The organism is Stenotrophomonas sp. YAU14D1_LEIMI4_1 (assembly GCF_003086815.1).
Taxonomy (GTDB): domain Bacteria; phylum Pseudomonadota; class Gammaproteobacteria; order Xanthomonadales; family Xanthomonadaceae; genus Stenotrophomonas.
Map to the genome: position 1 here is coordinate 1,187,450 of NZ_CP025997.1, position 20,714 is coordinate 1,208,163.

Sequence of the window (20,714 nt, forward strand, 5' to 3'; positions counted from 1 at the left end):
ACGGAACTGAAATGGAATGGTTGGCTGACCCCTCGATCTGGATGGGCCTTGCAACCCTGATCGTGCTGGAAATCGTGCTGGGCATCGACAACCTGGTGTTCATCGCGATCCTGGCCGACAAGCTGCCCCCGCACCAGCGCGACCGCGCACGGGTGATTGGCCTGGCCCTGGCCCTGCTGATGCGCCTGGTGCTGCTGGCGGCACTGTCGTGGATCATGAAGCTGACCGAGCCGCTGCTGGTGCTGTTCGAGCACAGCTTCTCCGGGCGTGACCTGATCCTGCTGGGCGGTGGCCTGTTCCTGCTGTTCAAGGGCACCATGGAACTGCACGAGCGGCTGGAAGGCCGCCAGCACCACGACGATGGCAAGAAGGTCTACGCCAGTTTCGCCATGGTGGTGGCGCAGATCGTGGTGCTCGATGCGGTGTTCTCGCTGGATTCGGTGATCACCGCCGTCGGCATGGTCGACAACCTGGGCGTGATGTACGCCGCGGTGACCATCGCCATGGCGCTGATGCTGCTGGCCAGCAAACCGCTCACCCGCTTCGTCAACAAGCACCCCACCGTGGTGGTGCTGTGCCTGGGCTTCCTGCTGATGATCGGCTTCAGCCTGGTGGCCGAAGGCCTGGGCTACAAGATCCCCAAGGGCTATCTGTACGCGGCCATCGCGTTCTCTATCCTGGTGGAAGCCTTCAACCAGTGGGTGCGTTTCAACCGTGAGCGCAACGAGCGCCGCCAGCCGTTCCGCCAGCGCACCGCCGATGCCGTGCTGCGCATGCTGGGGGCACGCCCGGCCAACGGTCACGACGACGGCCACGGCGAGGAAGAACATGCCGACGAGGAGCGCCTGCAGCCGGCCGAGCACGAGATGATCCGCAGCGTGCTGGGCCTGGCCGATCGCCCGGTGTCCAGCGTGATGACCGTGCGTGCCGACGTGCAGTGGATCGATCTGGCCCGTGGCCACGAGGATGTGGTGGCGCGCCTGGTGGCATCGCCGCATACCCGACTGCTGGTGGGCGAGGGCGACCTGGACAGCCTGCGGGGCGTGGTGCAGAGCCGCGACCTGCTGGCCGACCTGCTGCAGGGCCGGCCCTTGCAGCTGGAGGCCAACCTGCGCGCGCCGCAGTACGTGCTGTCCAGCGCCAGTGCCCTGCAGGCGCTGGAACTGATCCGCCAGCACCCGGTGCCGCTGGCGGTGGCGGTGGACGAGTACGGCAGCGTGGAAGGCCTGGTGACCGCCAATGACCTGCTGGCGGCCATTGCCGGCGACCTGGCCGACACCCAGGACGAGCGCTACGGCGTGGTGGCACAGGGCGATGACGAATGGGAGGCCGATGGCGCGCTGACCCTGGATGACCTGCAGCGGATGACTGGCGTGGCCCTGCCGCGCAGCGCCGACTACATGACCATTTCCGGCCTGGTGCTGGACCAGCTGGGACGCCTGCCCGACGTGGGCGACAGCGTGGACGTGGCCGGTTTCCGCATCACCGTGCTGGCCATGGAAACCCGCCGCATCGCCCGCCTGCGCGTGCAGCGGTTGGCGTCGTAACGCGCGGCAACTTCTGCGTAGAGTCGAGCTTGCTCGACTGTTTCTGCGAAAAGCAGTCGAGCAAGCTCGACTCTACCTTTGGGGCAGTCGAGCAAGCTCGACTCTACCTTTGGGGCAGTCGAGCAAGCTCGACGCTACCTTTTGCAACCTTGGTCGGTCACCATGGCCGCCCCACGTTCTGGATTCACGTTGTGCTGAGTACTGTTGGATTGTTGATGGGCCTGTACGTGGCCTGGCGCCTGTTCTGGCCGCTGCGGCTGCCGCTCTGGGCCAAGGCGCTGTTGTCGCTGCTGCTGGTGGCGTTGGCGGTGCAGCTGCGCATCGTTGCCACCTTCTGGGGCACGATGGCCTCGCCGGAAATTCCCAAGCTGGCCATCGCCGTGCTGGCCACCGGTTCCACTGCCGTGCTGCTGCTGGCTCTGGCCCTGCTGGTGATGGATGCGGGCCTGCTGCTGTCGCGCCTGCTGCGCTGGCCGCGCGTGGTGACAGCGCTGCGCGCGCGCATGCTGCGGCCGCTGGCGGCTGGCCTGGCCCTGCTGCTCAGTGGTTACGGTGTCAGCCAGGGCATGGCGGTACCCAAGGTGCGGCAGATCGAAGTGAACATGGCCGGGCTGCCGGCGGCCTTCGACGGTTACCGCGTACTACAGCTCACCGACATCCACGCCAGCCGCCTGCTGACCGGCGACTGGGTGCGCCGGGTCGTGGCGGAAAGCAATGCGCTGAAGCCGGACCTGATCGTGATCACCGGCGACCTGATCGATGGCACGGTGGCTGCGCGTCGCAATGATTTCCAACCCCTGGGCGAACTGCAGGCCCCCGACGGGGTGATCGCCATCACCGGCAACCACGAGTACTACGCGCAGTACCGCGAATGGATGCAGGCGTTCCGCGCGCTGCACATGCAGGTGCTGGAAAACAGCCATACCCAGGTGCGTCGCGGTGATGCAGCGATCACCGTGGCCGGTGTCACCGATCCGGTCGCGGCTCGCTACGGCCTGCCGCTTCCCGATCTGGACGCCGCCCTGGCCGGTGCCGACCCGGCCGCGCCAGTGATCCTGCTGGACCACCGCCCGCGCAATGCGCGCGAAGCGGCCCAGCGCGGCGTGCAGCTGCAGTTGTCCGGGCATACCCATGGCGGCCAGATCATCGGCATGGACCGGCTGGTGAAGCGCGCCAACGGTGGCTACGTGTCGGGTCGCTACGCGGTCAATGACATGACCCTGTACGTCAGCAACGGCGCCGGCCTGTGGGCGGGCTTCCCCGCGCGCATCGGCGTACCCTCGGAGATCACCCTGATCACCCTGCGCCCGGGGTCGGACCCCTTGGCCAAAGGGCAAGGGCTCTGACCCACCGCCAGCCAACCCCGGGGTCGGATCCCTTGGCAACGCCAGGGGCTCTGACCCCAACATTCAGCACACCACGGCAACCATGGCCCACCCCGCGCCCCGCTGGAACGACTGATCCGCGCCAACGCCGATGAAATCAAGCGGCTGCAGCCACCGGCTATCGCGCCGCGCGGTTGAGTACGGGCATTGGGGTCAGAGCCCTTTGCCACCGGCAAAGGGCTCTGACCCCCGGTCCGTCACGCCGCCCGCAACGGGCGCGCACGCACACTGCGCTTCAGTGACTGCCCACGCTTGGCGATGGCACGCACCACGAAGGCAGTGAACAGCAGCGCCGACGGCACGGCGTACCAGAAGTTGGCCGGTACGCGCTTGAAGTACGAGTAGGTGAACACTGCGGCGATGATCCACATGCCGGTGGTGTGCAGGCGTCGCCATGCAGTGGGCCCCATGCGCCGGGCGATGCCGCGGTGCGAGGTGATCGCCAGTGCCAGGATCGCCACGTAGCCCACCGTGCCGGGCAGGTTGGCCAGGGCCGAGCGCGCCGGCCAGAACGCCGGGTTCAGAATGCCGAACGTGGTGATCGCCACGGCATGCAGCAGGTGCGAGAACGCGAACGACAGGCCGATGATGCGGCGCTCGCGCAGCAGGAAGTGGGTGGTTGGCCCGGGCAGCAGACTGGCGAACGATGACGCGGTGAACGCGGCCAGGAACAGCACGAACGAGGTGCGTGCGGTCACCCGGATGGCCGCGCGGCTGCCCTCCACCACGTCGGGTTGCAGAGCGAATGCGGCCATTGCGAAGGCGATCAGCACCACGGCGATGGCCACGAACAGGCGCCAGCCGTGCAGGAAGGAAGGGGTTGAAGCAGCCATGGTCAGACCTCGATGAAGGAAGAAGGGAAGGGCGGCCGGTGGCCGCAGGGTTCAGGCGCTGCGCGCTGCGACCAGCACGCCGGTCGTGCACAGGTGGGCGAGCAGCGGTGCGGTGGCGGCCTGCAGTTCGCCGCGGTCGACACCGTGAGCGGCGGCCAGCAGCTGCAGTGCCTCATCCACGCGCGCGCCGTCATTGCCCAGTGCGGTCAGCAGGGCGTAGGCCAGCGGTGCCAGCACCTGCGTGTGCAGGCTGAAATCGGTGTGGCGATGCAGCAACAGCAAAGTCGGCGCCGCCTCGGGCCGCGTGGTCAGCGCCTCGTCCTGGTGCACCGGCCACTGGTAGCCCAGCACACGCACGTGTGTGGACAGTGCCAGCACATGCGTGCCCGTTGCGGCCTGTTCGAGCGCCTGCCCGGGATCGCGTGCCTCGATATGCAGCGCCTGCTGCGTGCTTTCGTAGTGCGCAAGTTCTGCGGCCCAGCCTGGCAGTGCCAGCGTGTCCTGCATTGCCAGCCAGGCGGCGAACTCGCCGGAAATATGCGGGAACAACGGGGTATGGCAGGCATGGCGGGCGTAGTAATGCTCGACCATGCCGCGCCAGCGTGGCCCGCCCAGGTGCTGCTGCAGGCGCGGCAGGCTGCCGGCCAGCAGGCTGTCCAGGCTGTCGATGCACAGGCGGCGATAGACCGCCAGTCGCCGCGCGTCGATGCCCGCCGGTGCCGGCGTGGACGGGTCACGCACATGCCCGGCCCAACGCTGCTGCAGGGTGGCCAGTGCCTCAGCCATGGGCCACCTCGGGCTGCAGCACATCGACCTGGGCCTGGCGGATCTGTTCCACCTCAGCCAGCAGCTCGGCCAGCGGCGGGAAATTGAAATCGCGTTCCAGCAGGGTAGGGCGCACGCCAACACGCGCATACGCCTCGCGCAGCAGCGCCCACACCACGCCTTTCACCGGCGCGCCATGGGTGTCGATCTTGAAGCCGTCGTCTTCGTCGAAGTGCCCCGCTACATGCAGCGACGCCACGCGGTGGGCCGGTACACGGGCCAGGAAATCGAAGGCGTCGTAGCCGTTGTTGCAGGCGTTGACGAAGACATTGTTCACGTCCAGCAGCAGGTCACAATCGGCTTCGTCCAGCACGGCATTGATGAAGTCGATCTCGCTCATGTCCGCGCCCGGCACGGCGTAGTAGGAAATGTTCTCCACCGCGATGCGCCGCCCCAGCATGTCCTGCACCTGGGCGATGCGACCGGCGACGTGGTGTACCGCTTCGGCAGTGAAGGGCAGCGGCAGCAGGTCGTAGACATGGCCGCCGGCGGCGCAGTAGCTCAGGTGTTCGCTGTACAGCTGCACCTGGTGCAGATCGAGGAAGGCGCGGGTCTGCGCCAGCAGGGTCTGGTCCAACGGGTCCGGCCCACCCAGCGACAACGACAGGCCATGGCAGGTCAGGCGATGGCGTTCGCTCAGCTGGCGCAGCGCGGCACCGTGGGCGCCGCCCACGCCAATCCAGTTGTCCGGCGAGACTTCCAGGAAATCGAGGGCATCGGCCGGCATGGCCAGCAGTTCATCGAGCAGGCCTCGGCGCAGGCCAAGACCGGCGCTGGCAGGGGGCAGGGGCGTGTGCATGCGCTTACTCCAAGGCAATGGCGCCGCCGTTGCGGCGGCGCCGGGTGGGGGGCAATCAGTCGTTGACGCGCGAGAACAGACCCTTCGGCATCGGCTTGCCGTGGGCGGTGTAGACGCTGCGCAGGTAGTCGTGCGCTTCCTGTTCGCTGATGTAGCCGTCGTGGTTGGTGTCGATGCGATCGAACTCGGCGGCGCGCTCGCCGGCCACGGCGTTGAACTCGGCCCGCGACACGCGGCCGTCGTGGTCACGGTCGGTGCGGGCAAACGAGGCATCGCCACACTTGCCTTCACCACACTGGCCTTCGGCCACCTTGGCCTTGCCGGCGGGCTTGCTGGTGCTGGCCTTGTTGGCGCCGCACTTGCCTTCACCGCACTTGCCTTCGGCGGCGGCGCTCATGGATACCGCGCTGATCGCCAACGGTTGGATCGCAGCGGCCTGGCCGGCCAGCAGCAGGCCACCGGCCAGGGCGATGCCAATGGCGCCGATGCGCGGCAGGCGGGAAGCAGAGGTGTTCTTGGTCGAGACGGACATGGTGGTGACTCCTTGGGATTGCACGCAGGGCGTGCGGGATGGACGCCGCATGGCGCGACGGAAAGCGAAAGGGATGCGCAGTGAGTGCGCTGGATCAGGCGCTGCGGCGACGGCGCAGCGCGTAGGCCAGCAGCAGAGCCCCGCCGAGCGCGGCGCCGCCGAAACCGATGCCGGGCAGCAGCGCGGCGACGGGCAGCAGCAGGGCGATCAGGCTGACGCCCCAGCCCAGGCCGTCATCGCCAACCGTGGCGCGCCGTCGGCCGGCCAGCAGCTGATCCAGGCTGAGTGCGCCGCCGCCGTTGAGGATCAGCGGCAGCAACATGGCCAGGAACAGCAGCGGCAGCTTGAAGTTGCCGTAGCCCTGGTCGGTGATCGCATAGCCCTGCCAGAGTTCGCCCAGGCCGTTCCACTGGTCGGGCCAATGCACGGCGGCAATGGCGACGATGGTCAGCACCCAGAAGATGTAGGCCACCGAACGCGTGGCCAGGCCCAGCAGCAACAGCACCGCACCGACCAGCTCCAGCCAGGTGGCCAACTGCCAGTTCAGCGATGCCGGCAGGGTGGAGAACGGGAACGGGAAGCGCCCGTCCAGATCGGCGAACCAGTTCTGCCCGCCCAGCTTCTCGCGGCCGGATTCGAAGAATTCCCAGGCCAGCAGTGCACGCAGGGCCAGCGGCGAGAGCCAGCGGCCAACGGCATCCAGGCGAGGGGTATAGCGCGAAGCGGCGGTGCTGATCATGGAAGTGTCCTGCGGGCCAGTGGTCGATGGAGACCATTTCGAGCCACGCAGGTATCGGCAACGTGTGCCGTTGCCCGGGGTTTTGTCAGCCACTGTGGCTGGGGCAGGGGGGTCGTACAGTCCGATACAAAGACGCCGGGTCGTGTGTTCGCCGGGCGTGGCCCGGCGCTGCCGGGTGGTAAACGTTCCCCGCACGTACGCGCGAGGATGCCCGGCGGCCGAATGTATCCCACTGTAGGAACCGGCCACCGCCCTACAGTCCGGTACAACTCGGCCCCGCAGCGAAACAGCGCCGATACACCCGCAGGCGGAAATGGCCACTCCCAACCCTGGAGTGCTCCCATGATCCGCACCACCCTGCTTGCCGCCGCCCTGGCCCTGGCCGGCGCCGCCACCCCCGCCTTCGCCGCGCAGGCCGATGCCGGCGCGCCGCCCACCGTCATTCTGGTGCACGGCGCCTTCGCCGATGGCTCCAGCTGGAACAAGGTCATCAGCACGCTGCACGATTGGAAGGTACCGGCAGTGGCGGTGCAGAACCCGCTCACGTCGCTGGCCGACGATGTCGCGGCCACCCGTCGTGCGATCGCTGCGGCGCCCGGCAAGGTGGTGCTGGTCGGCCACAGCTGGGGTGGCACGGTCATCACCGAAGCGGGCAACGATCCCAAGGTGCAGGCGCTGGTCTACGTGGCCGCCTTCGCACCCGATGTCGGCCAATCGTCGGCACAGCAGGGCGAGGGGTTCCCGGTGGGCCCGGGCCTGACCCGCCTGCAGGACCGCGATGGCTACCTGAGCCTGCCGGCCGATGCCATCGCCCAGGACTTCGCGCCGGACGTGATGAAGAAGACCGCAGCGCTGCTGTACAGCACCCAGGTGCCGCTGAAGGCCAGCGCCCTTGGCGAAGCCGTCACCACCGCCGCCTGGCGTGGCAAGCCGAGCTGGTACGTGCTCAGTCGCGACGACCGCATGCTGTCGCCGCAGCTGCAGGCCGCCACCGCAAAGCGCATCGGTGCACAGCTGCAGTCGGTCGGCAGCAGCCACGTGTCGCTGCTCTCGCACCCGGCCCAGGTGGCCGACACCATCCTGGAAGCGGCCGGGGTGAAGCCGGCCGAGCTGCCGCTGGCCGAGCAGGGGGGCTGAGCGATGCCCACGCTGCGCACCTACGCCCTGCCGTTGCTGTTGGCCCTGATCGGTGGCGCGGCACTGCTGCTGGTCTGGCCCAGCCCCGCCGCGGACGCGCAACCGGCCGAGCCCGTTGCCGCGGCCGGTTTCGACGGCGGCGGACCCTGGCACAACAGCCCGCCGCTGCGCCTGGAGCAGTTGCGCGGGCAGGTGGTGCTGGTCGAGTTCTGGACCTATGCCTGCAGCAACTGCCTGAACGTGGCGCCTTACGTGCACCAGTGGCACGCACGCTACGCACCGCAGGGCCTGCGCGTGGTGGGCGTGCACACGCCCGAGTTCGCCTACGAGGGACTGCAGGGCAACGTGCGCCACGCGATCCGTCGCCTGGATATCACCTGGCCGGTGGTGCAGGACAACCAGTACCGGATCTGGAATGCATGGGGCAACCGCTTCTGGCCGGCGCTGTACCTGATCGACCGGCAGGGCCGGGTGGTCTACCGGCACTACGGCGAAGGCGACTACGCACGTACCGAAAGCGAGATCCAGCGCCTGCTGGCCAGCCCCTGAGCCGCGCTACCATGGCCGCGCCGCGCGGCCTTTCCCTGCCTTCATCGAGAACGCCATGAACCACGTACCGCACATTCTTGTCGTCGACGATGACAGCGACATCCGGCAGATGCTGGCCGACTACCTGCAGCGCAACGGCCTGCGGGTCAGCCAGGCCGACGGCGGCCGGGCCATGCGCGCGCTGATGGATACCCACGCGGTGGACCTGGTGGTGCTGGACGTGATGATGCCCGGCGAGGACGGCCTGAGCCTGTGCCGCAACCTGCGTGCGGGCAAGCATCGTGCGGTGCCGGTGGTGCTGCTGACCGCGCGCGATGATGAAACCGATCGCATCATTGGCCTGGAAATGGGCGCCGATGATTACGTGACCAAGCCGTTCTCCTCGCGCGAACTGCTGGCACGCATCAATGCGGTGATCCGCCGCACGCAGATGCTGCCGCCGAACCTGCAGGTGAGTGAAGCGGGGCGCCAGTTGGCCTTCGGCGAATGGCGGCTGGATACCACGGCGCGCCACCTGCTGGATGCGCAGGACACCGCCTATCCGCTCAGTGGTGCCGAATTCCGTCTGCTGCGCGTGTTCCTGGACCATGCCAACCGCGTGCTCAGCCGCGACCAGCTGCTCAGCCTCACCCAGGGCCGCGATGCCGAACTGTTCGACCGTTCCATCGACCTGCTGGTCAGCCGCGTGCGCCAGCGCCTGGGCGATGACGCGCGCGAACCGACCTACATCAAGACGGTGCGCAGCGAAGGCTATGTGTTCAGCGTACCGGTGCAGTTGCTGGGGCCGCAGGAATGAACGCCGTCGCGCGCCGCCTGCCGTGGCCGCGCACGTTGTCCGCGCGCCTGCTGCTGTTGTTGCTGGGCGGGCTGACCCTGGCGCACGCGTTGTCCTTCGGCCTGTTGTTCTTCGAGCGCTACCAGGCCACCCGCAGCATGATGCTGCGCAACCTGGACGAAGACGTGGCGGTGAGCGTGGCCCTGCTGGAGCACCTGCCGGCCCGTGAGCGCGCGGCCTGGGTACCGCGGTTGGAGCGGCGCACGTATCGCTACCTGCTGCGCCCGGCGGCAGCGGGACCGGCGCTGGAAACCGAGCGTGCGCGCCAGGTCACCGCGATCATCGATGACAGCCTGGAACATCGCTATCCGCTGCAGGCGCGCCAGGTTGCGCGCCTGCCGGAGCGCTTCGAAGTGGAGCTGAAGCTGCACGACGGCACGCCGTTGACCATCGAAGTAACCCCTTCGGGGCTGCCGCTGGCGCGCTGGCTGCCGGCGGTGCTGCTGCTGCAGCTGGCCCTGTTGCTGGCGTGCGCGTGGTTGGCGGTGCGCCTGGCCATGAAGCCGCTGGCGCGTCTGTCGCAGGCGGTTGAACAACTGCAGCCGGGCAGTGATGCCGCGCCGCTGGCAGAGGATGGGCCGGCCGAAGTCGGCGCCGCGGCCGCGGCGCTCAATGGCCTGCAGACACGCATCCGTGGCCATGTCAGCGAGCGCCTGCAGATTCTGGCGGCCATCTCGCACGATCTGCAGACGCCGATCACGCGCATGAAGCTGCGCGTGGAAACGCTGCCCGAAGATGCCACCCAGCAGCGCCTGCTGGATGACCTGGACCACCTGGGGCAACTGGTGCGCGAAGGCGTGGCCTATGCACGCAGCAGCCATGTTGCCAGCGGCGCGCCGGTGGCGATGGATCTGGGCGCGTTCCTGGCCAGTGTGGTGGGCGACTATGAAGACATGGGCAAGCCGGTTACGGGTGGCGCGGCCGCGGGCCTGACCGTGCAGACCTGGCCGCAGCCGCTGCGGCGGGTGGTCGGCAACCTGGTCGACAACGCAGTGCGTTACGCCGGCAGCGCCGAAATCAATGCCGGGCGCGATGCGGCGGGCAGGGTGTGGATCGCCGTGTCCGACCGCGGTCCCGGCATTCCCGAGGCCGAACTGCAGGCGGTACTGGCGCCGTTCCATCGCCTGGAACAATCGCGCAACCGCGATACCGGTGGCACCGGGCTGGGGTTGGCCATTGCCGTGCAGCTGGCGCAGTCGCTGGGCGGTTCGCTGCAGCTGCGCAACCGCGACGGCGGCGGCCTGCAGGCACTGCTGCAGCTGCCGGGGTGAGAGCAGGGGTCAGATCCCTTTGCCATGGCAAAGGGCTCTGACCCCACAATCGCCCACCTGGGGTCAGAGCCCGTTTCCTGCGGAAACGGGATCCGACCCCGATGCACCGCGCCGTCACTGCGCGCGTGACACCCTGCGGCCATGAATGAGATGACGGCGGCGCGGCGGCGTTCGATGTGGGTGGCGGGCCTGTCCACCGTGGTGGAGTGGTACGACTTCACCCTGTACCTGTACTTCGCCACCGTGCTGTCACGGGTGTTTTTTGGTGGCGGTGAGCAGGCCATGCTGGTCACCCTGGCCGGCTTCGCAGTCTCCTATCTGATGCGTCCGCTGGGCGCATTGTGCTTCGGCCACCTGGGCGATCGTCTTGGTCGGCGCTGGATGCTGCTGGCCTCGATGGCATTGATGGCCGCGGCGATGCTGGCGACCGCACTGCTGCCCACGGCTGCCACCGCAGGCGCTACGGCCGGCGTGCTGTTGCTGCTCCTGCGCTGCGTGATGGCGTTTTCGGTAGGTGGCGAATACACCGGCGTGGTGGCCTACCTGCTGGAAAGCGCACCGGCGCGGCGGCGCGGCCTGGTCACCTCGTTGGCGTCGGCCGCCAGTGAGGTCGGCGCGCTGCTGGCGGTGGCGATTTCCGCGGTGACGGTGGCGCTGCTCACGCCGGCGCAGCTGGATGGCTGGGGCTGGCGCATTCCGTTCTTCGTCGGCGCCGCGCTGGCACTGGTCATCCTCATCGCACGCTCGGGCATGCACGAATCCCCCGAATTCGAGCGGCAGCGGCGCGAGGGCAGCATTCCGGCCACGCCGCTGCGGCACGTGCTGCGCCACCATCCTGGCGCAGTGGCGCGTACGTTCGCGATTTCCGCGCTCGGGTCGATCACCTACTACGTGGGCATCACCTATGTGCCGGCGTTCCTGCATGCGCAGGGCCACGATGAGGGCGATGCGCTGTGGTTGTCCACGGTTGCGGCGGTGGCCGTGATTGCGATCACGCCGCTGTGCGGTGTGCTGTCCGATCGTTTCGGGCGGCGTCCGCTGCTGCTGGTACTCACCGCGCTGGCGGCGCTGCTGCCGCTGTCGATGTTCGGCGCGATGGCGCAGGCCTCGCCGCTGGGCATTGCGCTGGCGGCGGTGGTGTTGGCCTGCGTGGCTGGTGGCGTGAGCGCGGTGGCCGCACCGGCCACGGCCGAGCAGTTTCCCGGCGAGGGCCGCGTCAGCGGGCTGGCGTTGGGGGTGACCATGGCCACGGCGGTGTTCGGCGGGGCCACACCCTGGCTGGCGCAGTGGTGGGTGGAACGCAGCGGCTGGGCGGCGGCGCCGGGCGCGATGATCGCGCTGGTGGCCGTGCTGGTGCTGCCGGTGCTGTGGACCCTGCCCGAGACAACCCCGGGCAGGGCCAGACGCTAGGCGATCAGACCTTCAGGGTCTGCGCGATATCGTCCAGTACCGCCGCCGCATCCACGCCGATGGCGATGGACTGCAGCACGTGGCCATCCCACACGCTGGGGCCGAAGGCCAGGCCTTCCGGCTTGGGAATGGTCATGCCGCGGGCCACACCGTCGGTGGCCACGCGCACGCTGGCGCGTTCGAACTGGAACAGCTCCGGGCGGGTCAGCGCGATGCAGGCGCAGCAGTCGTGCACCACCATGCCCTTGTGCCCGGCCTGCAGGTAGAAGTCCACGTAGTCCTGCGACAACGCGCGCACCAGTTCGGCATCGGCACCGCCGATGGCGGCCAGCTGGTCCAGGCCATCGCGGTCCATTTCCACGCGGGTGGTGACATCCAGGCCGATGGCGGTCACCGGCCACTGCGCGGTGAACACGATGTCGGCCGCTTCGGCGTCGCCCCAGATGTTGGCTTCAGCCGCCGGGGTGATGTTGCCGTTCACGTGGAAGGCGCCGCCCATCAGCACCACACCGCGCACCAGGCCGGCGATATCCGGTGCCTGCTGCAGCGCCAGGGCCAGGTTGGTCATGCGGCCCACGGCCACCAGGGTCACTTCGCCCGGGTGCGCGCGCACCAGGTCGATGATGAGCTGGTGCGCCGGGCGCGCATCGGCGGCCACGTCCAGCGTGGCGGGCACCGGGTGGTTGCCCAGCCCGTTGTTGCCGTGGATATGCACCGGCCAGGCTTCCGGGGTGGCCTCGGGCTGCAGCGGGCCGCCCGCGCCACGCGCGACCGGGGCGGCAAAGCCCCAGGCCTGCTTCAGGTACAGCGCGTTGTGGGTGGTCGATTCCACCGAGGCGTTGCCGAAGGTGGTGGTCACGCCCATCAGGTCGATCTGCGGGTGCTTGTGCAGGTACAGCAGGGCCAGGGCGTCATCCACGCCCGGGTCGGTATCGAAAATGACTTTCAGCATGTTGTTGTTCTTCTTCTTCCGTGTGGTGCAAGGGGGCCGGCGGACCCACGGGGCCGGGCCGGCGCGCCCTACATTGTCCCATCTTCATGACAGGCAGGGCGAACCGGCGCGGCGGTGCTATCGTCAGCGGGCATCCAAGGACGGAGTACCGCCATGAAATCCCCCGCGATCCTGCTGGCTGGCCTGCTGTGCCTGGGCGCGGCCATGCCGGCACGGGCCACCTCGGTGGCGCCCAAGCCGCTGCAGGAGATGGTTGCCGAGGCCGACCAGATTGTCCGGGCCACGGTGGTGGCGGTGGAAATGGTCGATGGCAGGGGGCGGCCACTGACCGATCCAGACGCCCCTACGGGGCCGGGCGTGAGCAATGAAATCCGCCTGGTGCTGCAGGTGCAGGACGTGCTGCGCTCGCCCGGCAAGGTCCCGGGCACGATCCGGGTGCCGCTGTGGACGATGTGGCATGACAGCCTGGGTCGCGCCCGGGGCGCCTATCTGCACAGCGAAGGCATCTTCCTCCTGAAAAGCGAGCGCCATGCGCCGGTGTATCCGATGGATTTCCAGCGGCCGCTGGAGGAGCGCGCACGGATCCAGGCACTGATGGGGGCACCATGACCGGACCAGTTCCCGCTTACGGAGACACAGCATGCTGGTGGTAACCCTGATCCTGGTCGCCCTGGTAGTGGGCTTGAACCTCGTCGCCACCTTCGTGGTACTGGGGCGCGAAGAGGTGTCGGCGGGTGGGCGGGCGGTGCAGCTGCTGCTGGTCTGGCTGCTGCCGTTGGTGGGGGCGATCCTGTGCATGGCCGCAGCCACGGCCGACGGGTCCAGCAGCCGGGCCGATGGCAGTGGCGGTGGCAGCTACGATTCCTCGGGCAGCTATTCCAGTGACAGCCACAGCAGCCACAGCCACGGCGGATCGGACTGCAGCAGTGACAGTGGTGGTAGCTGCAGCGATTGAGGCGCAGGCATCTTGTAGCGTCGAGCTTGCTCGACTGCTTCTGCCGTTCGTAGAGTCGAGCTTGCTCGACTGCTTCACGCAACAGCAGTCGAGCAAGCTCGACTCTACCAAGCTGCGGCCAGCCGTCGTTCGTCGTGGCGGCCACAGAACAGCGGTCAGCCGCCGTCAGCCGCCGCCTTCGGTCGGCAACGGGGCCGGCACGTTCAGCAGCCCGCCGCTGGCCACATAGGCGGCCAGTGCCTGGCCCTGGCTCAGCAGGTGGCGTTCCATGGTGCGCTCGGCCGCGGCTGCGTCGCGGCGGCGGAAGCAGTCCATCAGCTCGCGGTGTTCGGCCAGCGACTGCGCGGTGCGGCCGGGGGCCAGCAACTGGCGCCCGCGGTGCATCTTCAGGATGCGGTGCAGATCGTGGGTGATGCGGATCAGCCACGGGTTGCCGGCGTAGTGCTGCACGGTTTCGTGGATCAGGTAGTTGTTGCGGTAGTACTCGGCGATGTTGCCGTTGGCCGCCGCCGCTTCCATTGCCGCATGCAGGTCCTCCAGCTGCTGCACGCCGGCATCGTCGATGTGCTTCACCGCCTCATGCGCGCAGCGGCCTTCCAGCATCGCCATCACCGGGAACAGCTGGTTCAGGTCTTCCAGGGTCAGCCGGGTGACCCGCGCGCCGCGGCCGGCATCGATCTGCACCAGACCTTCGGCAGCCAGCAGCTTCAGCGCTTCGCGCAGCGGCGTGCGGCTGATCCCCAGTTCCTCGCACAGCGCGGGCTCGTCGATCCACTCACCCGGTGGCAGCCGGTAATCGTAGATGCGCTCGCGCACATGCTCGGCCACCTCTTCATACAGAGGTGCGCGCTTCTTCGGTGAACGCGGAGCAGGAGCGATGGCCATGGTGAAAGTGTACTGCCTCCCTGCGTGGAACCTGTAAACCAGCCGGAAATGATTGGCGAAAACGGCGGGGGAAAACGGCTGGGTAGAGTCGACTGTTAGTCGACTGCTTTCCGCACGGATGTCGGCAAATCCCGCGCTGCGCGCGATAGTCGACTAACAGTCGACTCTACCCAGCCGCCACGATCCAGCCGGCGCCACCCAGTCGGCAGCAGGGCGCCGGAATCGTCCGGCGCCCCACGCACTTACTCACATCCAGCCAGGCACCACGAACACCAGCCAGGCCAGCAGCGGGCCAAACACCACCACCAGGCCGCTATAGACCAGGAAGCGGCGGAACAGGGTTTCGCGTTCTTCCTTCGCGGCCGAGGCCACCACCAGTGCGCCGTTGGTCGAGAACGGGCTGACATCGACGATGGTGGACGACACTGCCAGCGCGCAGATCACGCCGGCCGCACCCAGGTGGCCCTGCATCAGGAATGGAACCGCCAGCGGAATGGTTGCGCCCAGCACCGCGGCCGACGAAGCGAAGGCCGACACGATGCCGCCCACGTAGCAGACCAGCAGCGCGCCCAGCAGCGGAATGCCGATGCTGGAAACCCCATGGCCGATGAAGTCCACCGCGCCGGCATGTTCCAGCACGCCGATATAGGTCACCACGCCGCAGATCAGCAGCACGGTGGACCAGCTGATGCCATCGACCGCGCCCTTCTGGCTCTGCGGCGACAGCAGCGCCAGCGCCACGGCCACGGTGATCGACACCAGGCCGACGTTGAGGTTGTAGATCAGCGCGGCCACGCCCAGGCCCAGCAGGCCGATCAGGGTGAACAGGCGTTCGCGGGTGAAGCCCACGGCTTCCAGCGCTACCGGATCGTTGGACAGCGTCCCCCCGCCGGCCGCCACCAGTGCGCCATGGCCTTCAATGGCGAACTGCCGCGACGAGGCCTGCGGTCCACCGGCCATCGCCAGTTCCGCCGTACCCACGCCGCCGGTGGCCGTGATCGAGCCGCGGCGCAGCAGGGCGATGCCGCCGAACGCTACGAAGCAGATGATGGCCATCATGAAGTTGAAGCCCAGGCTGGTCAGGAACACCGCCATTTCGGTCACTTCCAGGCCGGCCTTCTGCACCACGCCGTTGGTGATGCTGCCGTACACGCTGATGGGCGAGAAGCCGCCGGCCTGCGCGCCATGGATCACCAGCAGGCCCATCATCAACGGGTTGATGTTGTACTGCTTGGCAAAGCGCAGCGCGACCGGGCCGATGATCGCCACCGCGGCCGGGCCCAGCGCACCGAAGGCGGTCAGCACGGCGGTGATGACGAACATCACCCACGGAATGGCCACGATATGGCCGCGCACCGCTTTCACTGCCCAATGCACCAGCAGATCGATGGTGCCGTTCTTCTGCGCGATGGCGAACAGGTAGGTAATGCCGACCAGGGTCAGGAACAGGTCGCCGGGGAAGCCGGCAAGCACTTCCTTGCCGCCCATGTCGACCCACAGGCCACCGATGATGAAGGCCAGCGCGAAGGCCACGGCGCCCATGTTGATCGGCATGGCGGTGGCGACGATGAACATGATCACCAGGCCGATGATCGTTGCGATTTGTGGACTCATGCGCCCTCCCAGACACGTGACTCGCGGTACAGCTCGGATGGAGACCCGCCATCCCGGGGTAAGGCGTCGTACTGCGTGCTACGTACTGCTCGAACCCGTTACTGCTGCCGGTCCAGCGCGCTGCGGACCCATGCCGCTGCGCCGTCCAGGCCCTGGAACTCTTCCACCGCGCGCACCTGGCAGCACGGGTAGGACGCGGCCACCATGCGCGCCAGCGCCGTGCCCGGGCCCAGCTGCAGGAATACCCGCGCGCCACGCTCGAAGGCCTGGCGCATCACCTGTGCCCATTCGATGGTCTGTGCCAGCTGGGCCGACAAGGTGTGGATCACCGCCGCGCGATCGCGCACCGGGCGCGCATCGATACCGGCCAGCACCGGCAGCGCCGGCGCGCGCACCGACGCCGCCTCCAGCGCTGCGGCGAACGGTGCAACAGCGGCTGCAAGCAGCGGCGTATGCGCGGCCACATGCACCGGCAGCACGCGCACCTCTGCGCCCTGCGCGCGCGCGGCAGCGGCCAGGGTGTGCAGTGACGCCTGCGTGCCGCCCACGACGAAGTGATCGGCGCCGTTGGCGATGGCGATGTGCACGGCGTGTGCATCGCACAGTGCGTGCAGCGTTTGCCGCTGCAAGCCCAGCACCGCCAGCAGGCCGCTGTCGGCCGGGCTGGCAGCGTCCATCAGCTGCGCGCGGCGGGCCGCCAGCTGCAGGCAGGCGCGGGCATCCAGGCTGTCGGCCACCGCATGCGCGGCCAACTCGCCGATGCTGTAGCCGGCCACCAGCACCGGCGCCGGCAGCGCATCGCGCAGGCCCTGCCAGTGCGCCAGCGTGGCCGCACACAGCAGCGGCTGCGCCAGTGCGTTGTCGAAGCGTGCCTCATCGGCGGCGGCCGCAACGACATCGCGGCCCAGCACCGCCTGCGCGGCATCCAGCACGTCACCGGCGGCAGGCAGGTCGCGCACGCGATCAAACATTGCTGCGTGCTGCGCGCCTTGACCGGGGCAGAGCAGGGCCAGGCTCATGCGCCCTCCTGCTGCAGCAGGAACCAGCTGCACGCCAGCAGATCGGCACTGCCACCGGGGCTCAGGCGACGCGCCACGAAACCCTCGCCGATGCGGTGCAGGCGTGCCTGCCAGCCAGCGGCGAACGCACCGCCACCATCAACAAAACCGCGTGCCTGCTGCTGCGCCCAGGCCAGGCCGTCGGCACCGCCGCGGTGCAGCAGGTTCAGGTCATCCACGCGTGCAACCAGCTGCATCAGGGTCTGGCACAGCGCTGCATCGCGCGGCAGGCCCGCGTGCAGGGCGTGGCGCAGGGTGGGCACGGCCAGCTCGCGCAGCAGCGGATAACCGGCGGCGGCCTGCTCGCGCACGCCCGGCACGCCATGGCGCAGGCGCGCGCGCTGGCCGGGGCTGCCGGCATCCAGCGGCGCAGCGGCAAGATCGCTGGCCCAGTGCTGTACCGCCTGGCAGACCTGCGCGGCGGGCACGGCGTGGCCGTACTGGCGGTGGCAGCGTGCCGCAGCGGCCACCAGCAGGCCCAGGCTGAAGATGGCACCGCGATGGGTGTTGATGCCGCCGCTGGCGCGCAGCATGGCCGCTTCCGCGCCGATGCCGAGCGTGCGCAAGCGTGCAAACGGCGCATCGTCCGCGCCCGCGCCGGCAATGTCGGTGAAGTAGTGGCGCAGCGCGAACAGGCTGCGCAGGAACGTGCCGGCATCCATGTCGTCATGGCTGCCGGTGCTGAAGGGGGTCACCAGGCCCGGCTTGGGCGCGCACGCCAGTTCGGCGTGCAGGCTGGCGATGGCCAGGCGGCCCAGGCGCGCGCCGTCGACATCGCGCGCAGCAGGTCGCAGCACGTGGGCCAGGGCGCTCATGCGGCCACTCCGGCGGCAACGAACAGGCGCTCGCGCGGTTCCAGTGCGGCGCCGTGCAGGCGCTTGACCAGCACCTGGCGGCTGCCCCCGGCGTACTCGCGCCAGTTCACTGCGCCGCCGTCGGCCAGGCACAGTTCGCCATCCAGCCGGCGGCCCTGTGCGCGTTCCCACGCCTGCAGCTGATCGACCAGGGTCTCGGCCTGCGCGCTCAGATCCACCTGCCACAGCAGATCGATGTCCGAGCCGGCATGCACGTAGGGCAGACCGCTCAGATGCTGCCAGGCGAAGGCGCCAAACACGCGTGCCGGCGCGATCTCTGCCAGCGCCAGCAGGGCGTGCTTCCACTCGGCGGGAACGCCGGTGGCCAGAACCTCATCCAGCGCTGGCGGCGCCTGCATGCGCTGCACGTCCTGCACCGGTACGCGCAGCGCCAGCCGCTGCTTGCCCTCGCTGGGCGGCAGCGGCACACCCAGCCGCAGCCGCGGATCGGGATCGTCCACTGCACGCCGCGCCACCATCGCCGGCAGCCCCTGTGCGAACCACGCCGCCAGGCGCGGTTCGTGCGCGGCCACGTCGGCCCGCCAATCGGCGTGCGCCGACAGCCAGACCAGCGTGTGGCGGGCGGGCCGGTCAGGCATCGCCGCGGGCCACCGCAATGGATACATCGGCGGCCAGTGCACGGCCGCCACGCTGCGCACCCAGCGCTGCGCGCCGGTCGCCTTCGGCAGGGGTACGCAGTGCCTGCAGCAGGTGCTGGGCCAGGTCACCGTCCCACAGCGATTCGACGGCGCCCATCGCCACATAGTTGCCCACGCCTGGTGCGAACACCGGCGAGCTCTGGCTGAGCGCCTGCAGTTTTTCCAGCGGCTGCTTGGTCACCCGCGCCATCGCGCGCAGGTCCATCACCCGTACCTGCGCGTCGGGCAGGGCATGGATGTGATCGGCCATCAGGCCAAAGGACAGGAAGCCGCCACTGACCGATTCGCCGTAGACCAGGGTCACCAGGCGCGCACCGCGCCGGCGTGCCAGGTCCAGCGTCTGCGCCAGATGGGCGAAGTAGCCGTTGATGCCCAGCATTTCATCGCGACGGGCCAAGCGCTGGCCAGCGGTATCGGCCAGCATCACGATCGGCCGCTGCGGGTGGGCGGCGGTGCTGGCCAGCACGGTGTCGGCCAGCGCCAGCGCGTGGTCAACGCCCACTTCGATGCGGTCAGTGGTGCCGATCACGGTCACCTCGCCATCGTCGGTGGTGGCGCTGCCGGCAAGCACCGAATCGTGCACGGCAACGGCATGGCCGCGCGGGAACAGGGCATCGAGCAGGGTGTTCAGCGGCGGGGTCATGGCAGTCTCCGCTGGGCGGTGGCGGCAAGGAAGTCGGCGGTGTCCAGCAGCGGCAGACGCTCGGGTTCGGCAATGCCCTGCAGGGCCCAGACCTGCAGGCCATCGTTGCACTCGCCCCACGCCTGCACGCGTGCCTTCAATGCGGCGTGGCGTGCCTGCAGCGCGCTCAACGCGGTGTCGGTGTCGGCGCTCATGGTGTCGGCCTGCAGCGCATCAACGGCGGCCTGCGCGAAGGCCTGCAGGGAATCGGCTACCAGCACCTGGTCCTGGTCGATCAGGTAACGGTGCTTGCCGCCGGTCACCCGCCACACCAGGGCGCGGTCGCGTGCGTCGAACTCTTCCACGCCGCGTACGGTTTCAATCACTTCCGGTCCGGACAGCGACAACCGGCCTTCTTCGGACATGACCACCGTCGTGCAGCAGCTGGCGACGATGCCCATGCCGCCAAACGCGCCGTTGCCGCTGCCGATCAGTGCGATCACCGGTACCCCGGCGGCGCGCGCGTCCAGGGTGGCGCGCATGATTTCGGAAATGGCGATCAGCCCGGCGTTGGCCTCGTGCAGGCGCACGCCGCCAGTATCAAGCAGCAACAGCACGCCGTCCGGGCGGGTCTGCGCCGCGCGGCGCAGCAGGCCGGTCAGCTTGGCGCCGTGCACTTCGCCCACGCCGCCGCCCATGAACTCGCCCTGCTGCGCGGCCAGCAGTACGCGCTTGCCCTGCAGTGTGGCTTCGCCCACCACGATGCCATCGTCGAAGGCGGCCGGCTGGTCGAGCTGGGCCAGGTGCGGGCTCATCACCCGCCGGGTGGGGCCCAGGAATTCGTGGAAGGAACCGGCATCGACCAGGCCGGCAATCCGCCCGCGCGCATCGGCTTCGTAATAGCTGTGGCGTTGCAACCGGATCATGGCGTGCCTCCGCCCAGCAGGGTTTCCACTGCCTGGTCCAGGCGCAGGCTGACCACCGCAGGGGTCGCGCCGGCATCATTGATCGATACCCGCACGTCACGCAGCGGGTGGCGCTGGGCGAAATCGGCGATCACCGCCTGCCAGATGGTGCCAAAGCCCTGCGCTGCGGTGATGACGCGCACGGTCAGCGCGCCGTTCTGCGCTGCCGGTTCCAGCAGGATTTCCAGATTGCCCGAGGCCAGTACGCCCACCAGCACCGCATCGTGCGGGAACTGCACCGGCCGGCTGCCGTCGAATCGATAGTCGAGGGTTTCCATGCTCTGTCCC

At 68.9% G+C, this 20,714-nt stretch carries 23 protein-coding genes; 9 read left to right on the forward strand and 14 right to left on the reverse strand.

Annotation, left to right across the window (positions count from 1 at the left end):
* Positions 1–11: 11 nt before the first annotated feature.
* Both C1932_RS05500 and C1932_RS05505 read left to right on the forward strand, forming a co-directional pair.
* A complete protein-coding gene (locus C1932_RS05500) occupies positions 12–1,547 on the forward strand; it encodes a TerC family protein (protein ID WP_108755645.1) in 1,536 nt (511 codons plus the stop codon).
* A gap of 182 nt (positions 1,548–1,729) precedes the next feature.
* Positions 1,730–2,893 (forward strand): metallophosphoesterase, encoded by a 1,164-nt coding sequence (locus tag C1932_RS05505; RefSeq protein WP_108763360.1) that lies wholly within the window; start codon positions 1,730–1,732, stop codon positions 2,891–2,893.
* Between the two features lie 236 nt (positions 2,894–3,129).
* On the opposite strand, the gene C1932_RS05510 is transcribed toward C1932_RS05505, so the two are convergent.
* The 5 genes from C1932_RS05510 to C1932_RS05530 form a co-directional block, all read right to left on the reverse strand.
* Positions 3,130–3,765: a ferric reductase-like transmembrane domain-containing protein gene (locus tag C1932_RS05510; protein ID WP_108761467.1), complete on the reverse strand. Its 636-nt coding sequence runs from the start codon at positions 3,763–3,765 to the stop codon at positions 3,130–3,132.
* A 51-nt stretch (positions 3,766–3,816) separates the two neighbouring features.
* Positions 3,817–4,551: a putative DNA-binding domain-containing protein gene (locus C1932_RS05515; protein WP_108761468.1), complete on the reverse strand. Its 735-nt coding sequence runs from the start codon at positions 4,549–4,551 to the stop codon at positions 3,817–3,819.
* Positions 4,544–5,389, reverse strand: a complete 846-nt coding sequence (locus C1932_RS05520; protein ID WP_108761469.1) for a DUF692 domain-containing protein — start codon at positions 5,387–5,389, stop codon at positions 4,544–4,546. The genes C1932_RS05515 and C1932_RS05520 overlap by 8 nt, the downstream gene beginning before the upstream one ends.
* Positions 5,390–5,444: 55 nt before the next feature.
* Positions 5,445–5,921 (reverse strand): EF-hand domain-containing protein, encoded by a 477-nt coding sequence (locus C1932_RS05525; RefSeq protein ID WP_108755650.1) that lies wholly within the window; start codon positions 5,919–5,921, stop codon positions 5,445–5,447.
* 94 nt (positions 5,922–6,015) lie between these two features.
* Entirely contained in the window at positions 6,016–6,660 is a 645-nt protein-coding gene (locus tag C1932_RS05530; RefSeq protein ID WP_108761470.1) for a DoxX family protein, read from the reverse strand.
* A gap of 342 nt (positions 6,661–7,002) precedes the next feature.
* Between C1932_RS05530 and C1932_RS05535 the strand changes: the two genes are divergently transcribed.
* From C1932_RS05535 to C1932_RS05555, 5 genes are all read left to right on the forward strand, one after another.
* The gene (locus C1932_RS05535) at positions 7,003–7,797 is read left to right on the forward strand and encodes an alpha/beta hydrolase (protein ID WP_108761471.1); all 795 of its coding nucleotides are present in this window, start codon (positions 7,003–7,005) and stop codon (positions 7,795–7,797) included.
* Between the two features lie 3 nt (positions 7,798–7,800).
* Entirely contained in the window at positions 7,801–8,346 is a 546-nt protein-coding gene (locus tag C1932_RS05540) for a redoxin family protein (protein WP_108761472.1), read from the forward strand.
* A gap of 55 nt (positions 8,347–8,401) precedes the next feature.
* Positions 8,402–9,142, forward strand: coding sequence for a response regulator (locus tag C1932_RS05545; RefSeq protein ID WP_108748893.1), 741 nt, complete (start codon positions 8,402–8,404; stop codon positions 9,140–9,142).
* Positions 9,139–10,452: a HAMP domain-containing sensor histidine kinase gene (locus tag C1932_RS05550; protein WP_108761473.1), complete on the forward strand. Its 1,314-nt coding sequence runs from the start codon at positions 9,139–9,141 to the stop codon at positions 10,450–10,452. The genes C1932_RS05545 and C1932_RS05550 overlap by 4 nt, the downstream gene beginning before the upstream one ends.
* A gap of 150 nt (positions 10,453–10,602) precedes the next feature.
* The gene (locus C1932_RS05555) at positions 10,603–11,862 is read left to right on the forward strand and encodes an MFS transporter (protein ID WP_108761474.1); all 1,260 of its coding nucleotides are present in this window, start codon (positions 10,603–10,605) and stop codon (positions 11,860–11,862) included.
* 4 nt (positions 11,863–11,866) lie between these two features.
* On the opposite strand, the gene C1932_RS05560 is transcribed toward C1932_RS05555, so the two are convergent.
* Positions 11,867–12,814: a nucleoside hydrolase gene (locus C1932_RS05560; protein WP_108761475.1), complete on the reverse strand. Its 948-nt coding sequence runs from the start codon at positions 12,812–12,814 to the stop codon at positions 11,867–11,869.
* A gap of 153 nt (positions 12,815–12,967) precedes the next feature.
* On the opposite strand from C1932_RS05560, the gene C1932_RS05565 reads away from it, so the two are divergent.
* Together C1932_RS05565 and C1932_RS05570 are read left to right on the forward strand one after the other, a co-directional pair.
* On the forward strand, positions 12,968–13,423 hold the full coding sequence (locus C1932_RS05565; protein WP_108761476.1) for a hypothetical protein: 456 nt from the start codon (positions 12,968–12,970) through the stop codon (positions 13,421–13,423).
* 31 nt (positions 13,424–13,454) lie between these two features.
* Positions 13,455–13,769, forward strand: a complete 315-nt coding sequence (locus C1932_RS05570; protein WP_108761477.1) for a hypothetical protein — start codon at positions 13,455–13,457, stop codon at positions 13,767–13,769.
* Positions 13,770–13,934: 165 nt separating this feature from the next.
* On the opposite strand, the gene C1932_RS05575 is transcribed toward C1932_RS05570, so the two are convergent.
* The 8 genes from C1932_RS05575 to mdcC all read right to left on the reverse strand — a co-directional run bounded on the left by C1932_RS05575 (position 13,935) and on the right by mdcC (position 20,704).
* Complete coding sequence (locus tag C1932_RS05575) at positions 13,935–14,654, reverse strand: GntR family transcriptional regulator (protein ID WP_108752452.1); 720 nt, start codon at positions 14,652–14,654, stop codon at positions 13,935–13,937.
* Between the two features lie 246 nt (positions 14,655–14,900).
* On the reverse strand, positions 14,901–16,268 hold the full coding sequence (locus tag C1932_RS05580) for an SLC13 family permease (RefSeq protein ID WP_108752453.1): 1,368 nt from the start codon (positions 16,266–16,268) through the stop codon (positions 14,901–14,903).
* Between the two features lie 98 nt (positions 16,269–16,366).
* Entirely contained in the window at positions 16,367–17,287 is a 921-nt protein-coding gene (gene mdcH, locus C1932_RS05585; RefSeq protein ID WP_108761478.1) for a malonate decarboxylase subunit epsilon, read from the reverse strand.
* Entirely contained in the window at positions 17,284–18,141 is an 858-nt protein-coding gene (mdcB, locus tag C1932_RS05590; RefSeq protein ID WP_108761479.1) for a triphosphoribosyl-dephospho-CoA synthase MdcB, read from the reverse strand. The genes mdcH and mdcB overlap by 4 nt, the downstream gene beginning before the upstream one ends.
* The gene (mdcG, locus tag C1932_RS05595; RefSeq protein ID WP_108761480.1) at positions 18,138–18,779 is read right to left on the reverse strand and encodes a malonate decarboxylase holo-[acyl-carrier-protein] synthase; all 642 of its coding nucleotides are present in this window, start codon (positions 18,777–18,779) and stop codon (positions 18,138–18,140) included. The genes mdcB and mdcG overlap by 4 nt, the downstream gene beginning before the upstream one ends.
* Positions 18,772–19,482 carry a biotin-independent malonate decarboxylase subunit gamma gene (gene mdcE / locus C1932_RS05600; RefSeq protein WP_108761481.1) on the reverse strand — a complete coding sequence of 237 codons (711 nt, stop codon included), beginning with the start codon at positions 19,480–19,482 and terminating at the stop codon, positions 18,772–18,774. The genes mdcG and mdcE overlap by 8 nt, the downstream gene beginning before the upstream one ends.
* Positions 19,479–20,387: a biotin-independent malonate decarboxylase subunit beta gene (locus C1932_RS05605; RefSeq protein WP_108761482.1), complete on the reverse strand. Its 909-nt coding sequence runs from the start codon at positions 20,385–20,387 to the stop codon at positions 19,479–19,481. Before C1932_RS05605 ends, mdcE begins: the two co-directional genes overlap by 4 nt.
* Positions 20,384–20,704: a malonate decarboxylase acyl carrier protein gene (mdcC, locus tag C1932_RS05610; RefSeq protein ID WP_108761483.1), complete on the reverse strand. Its 321-nt coding sequence runs from the start codon at positions 20,702–20,704 to the stop codon at positions 20,384–20,386. Before mdcC ends, C1932_RS05605 begins: the two co-directional genes overlap by 4 nt.
* Positions 20,705–20,714 lie beyond the last annotated feature (10 nt).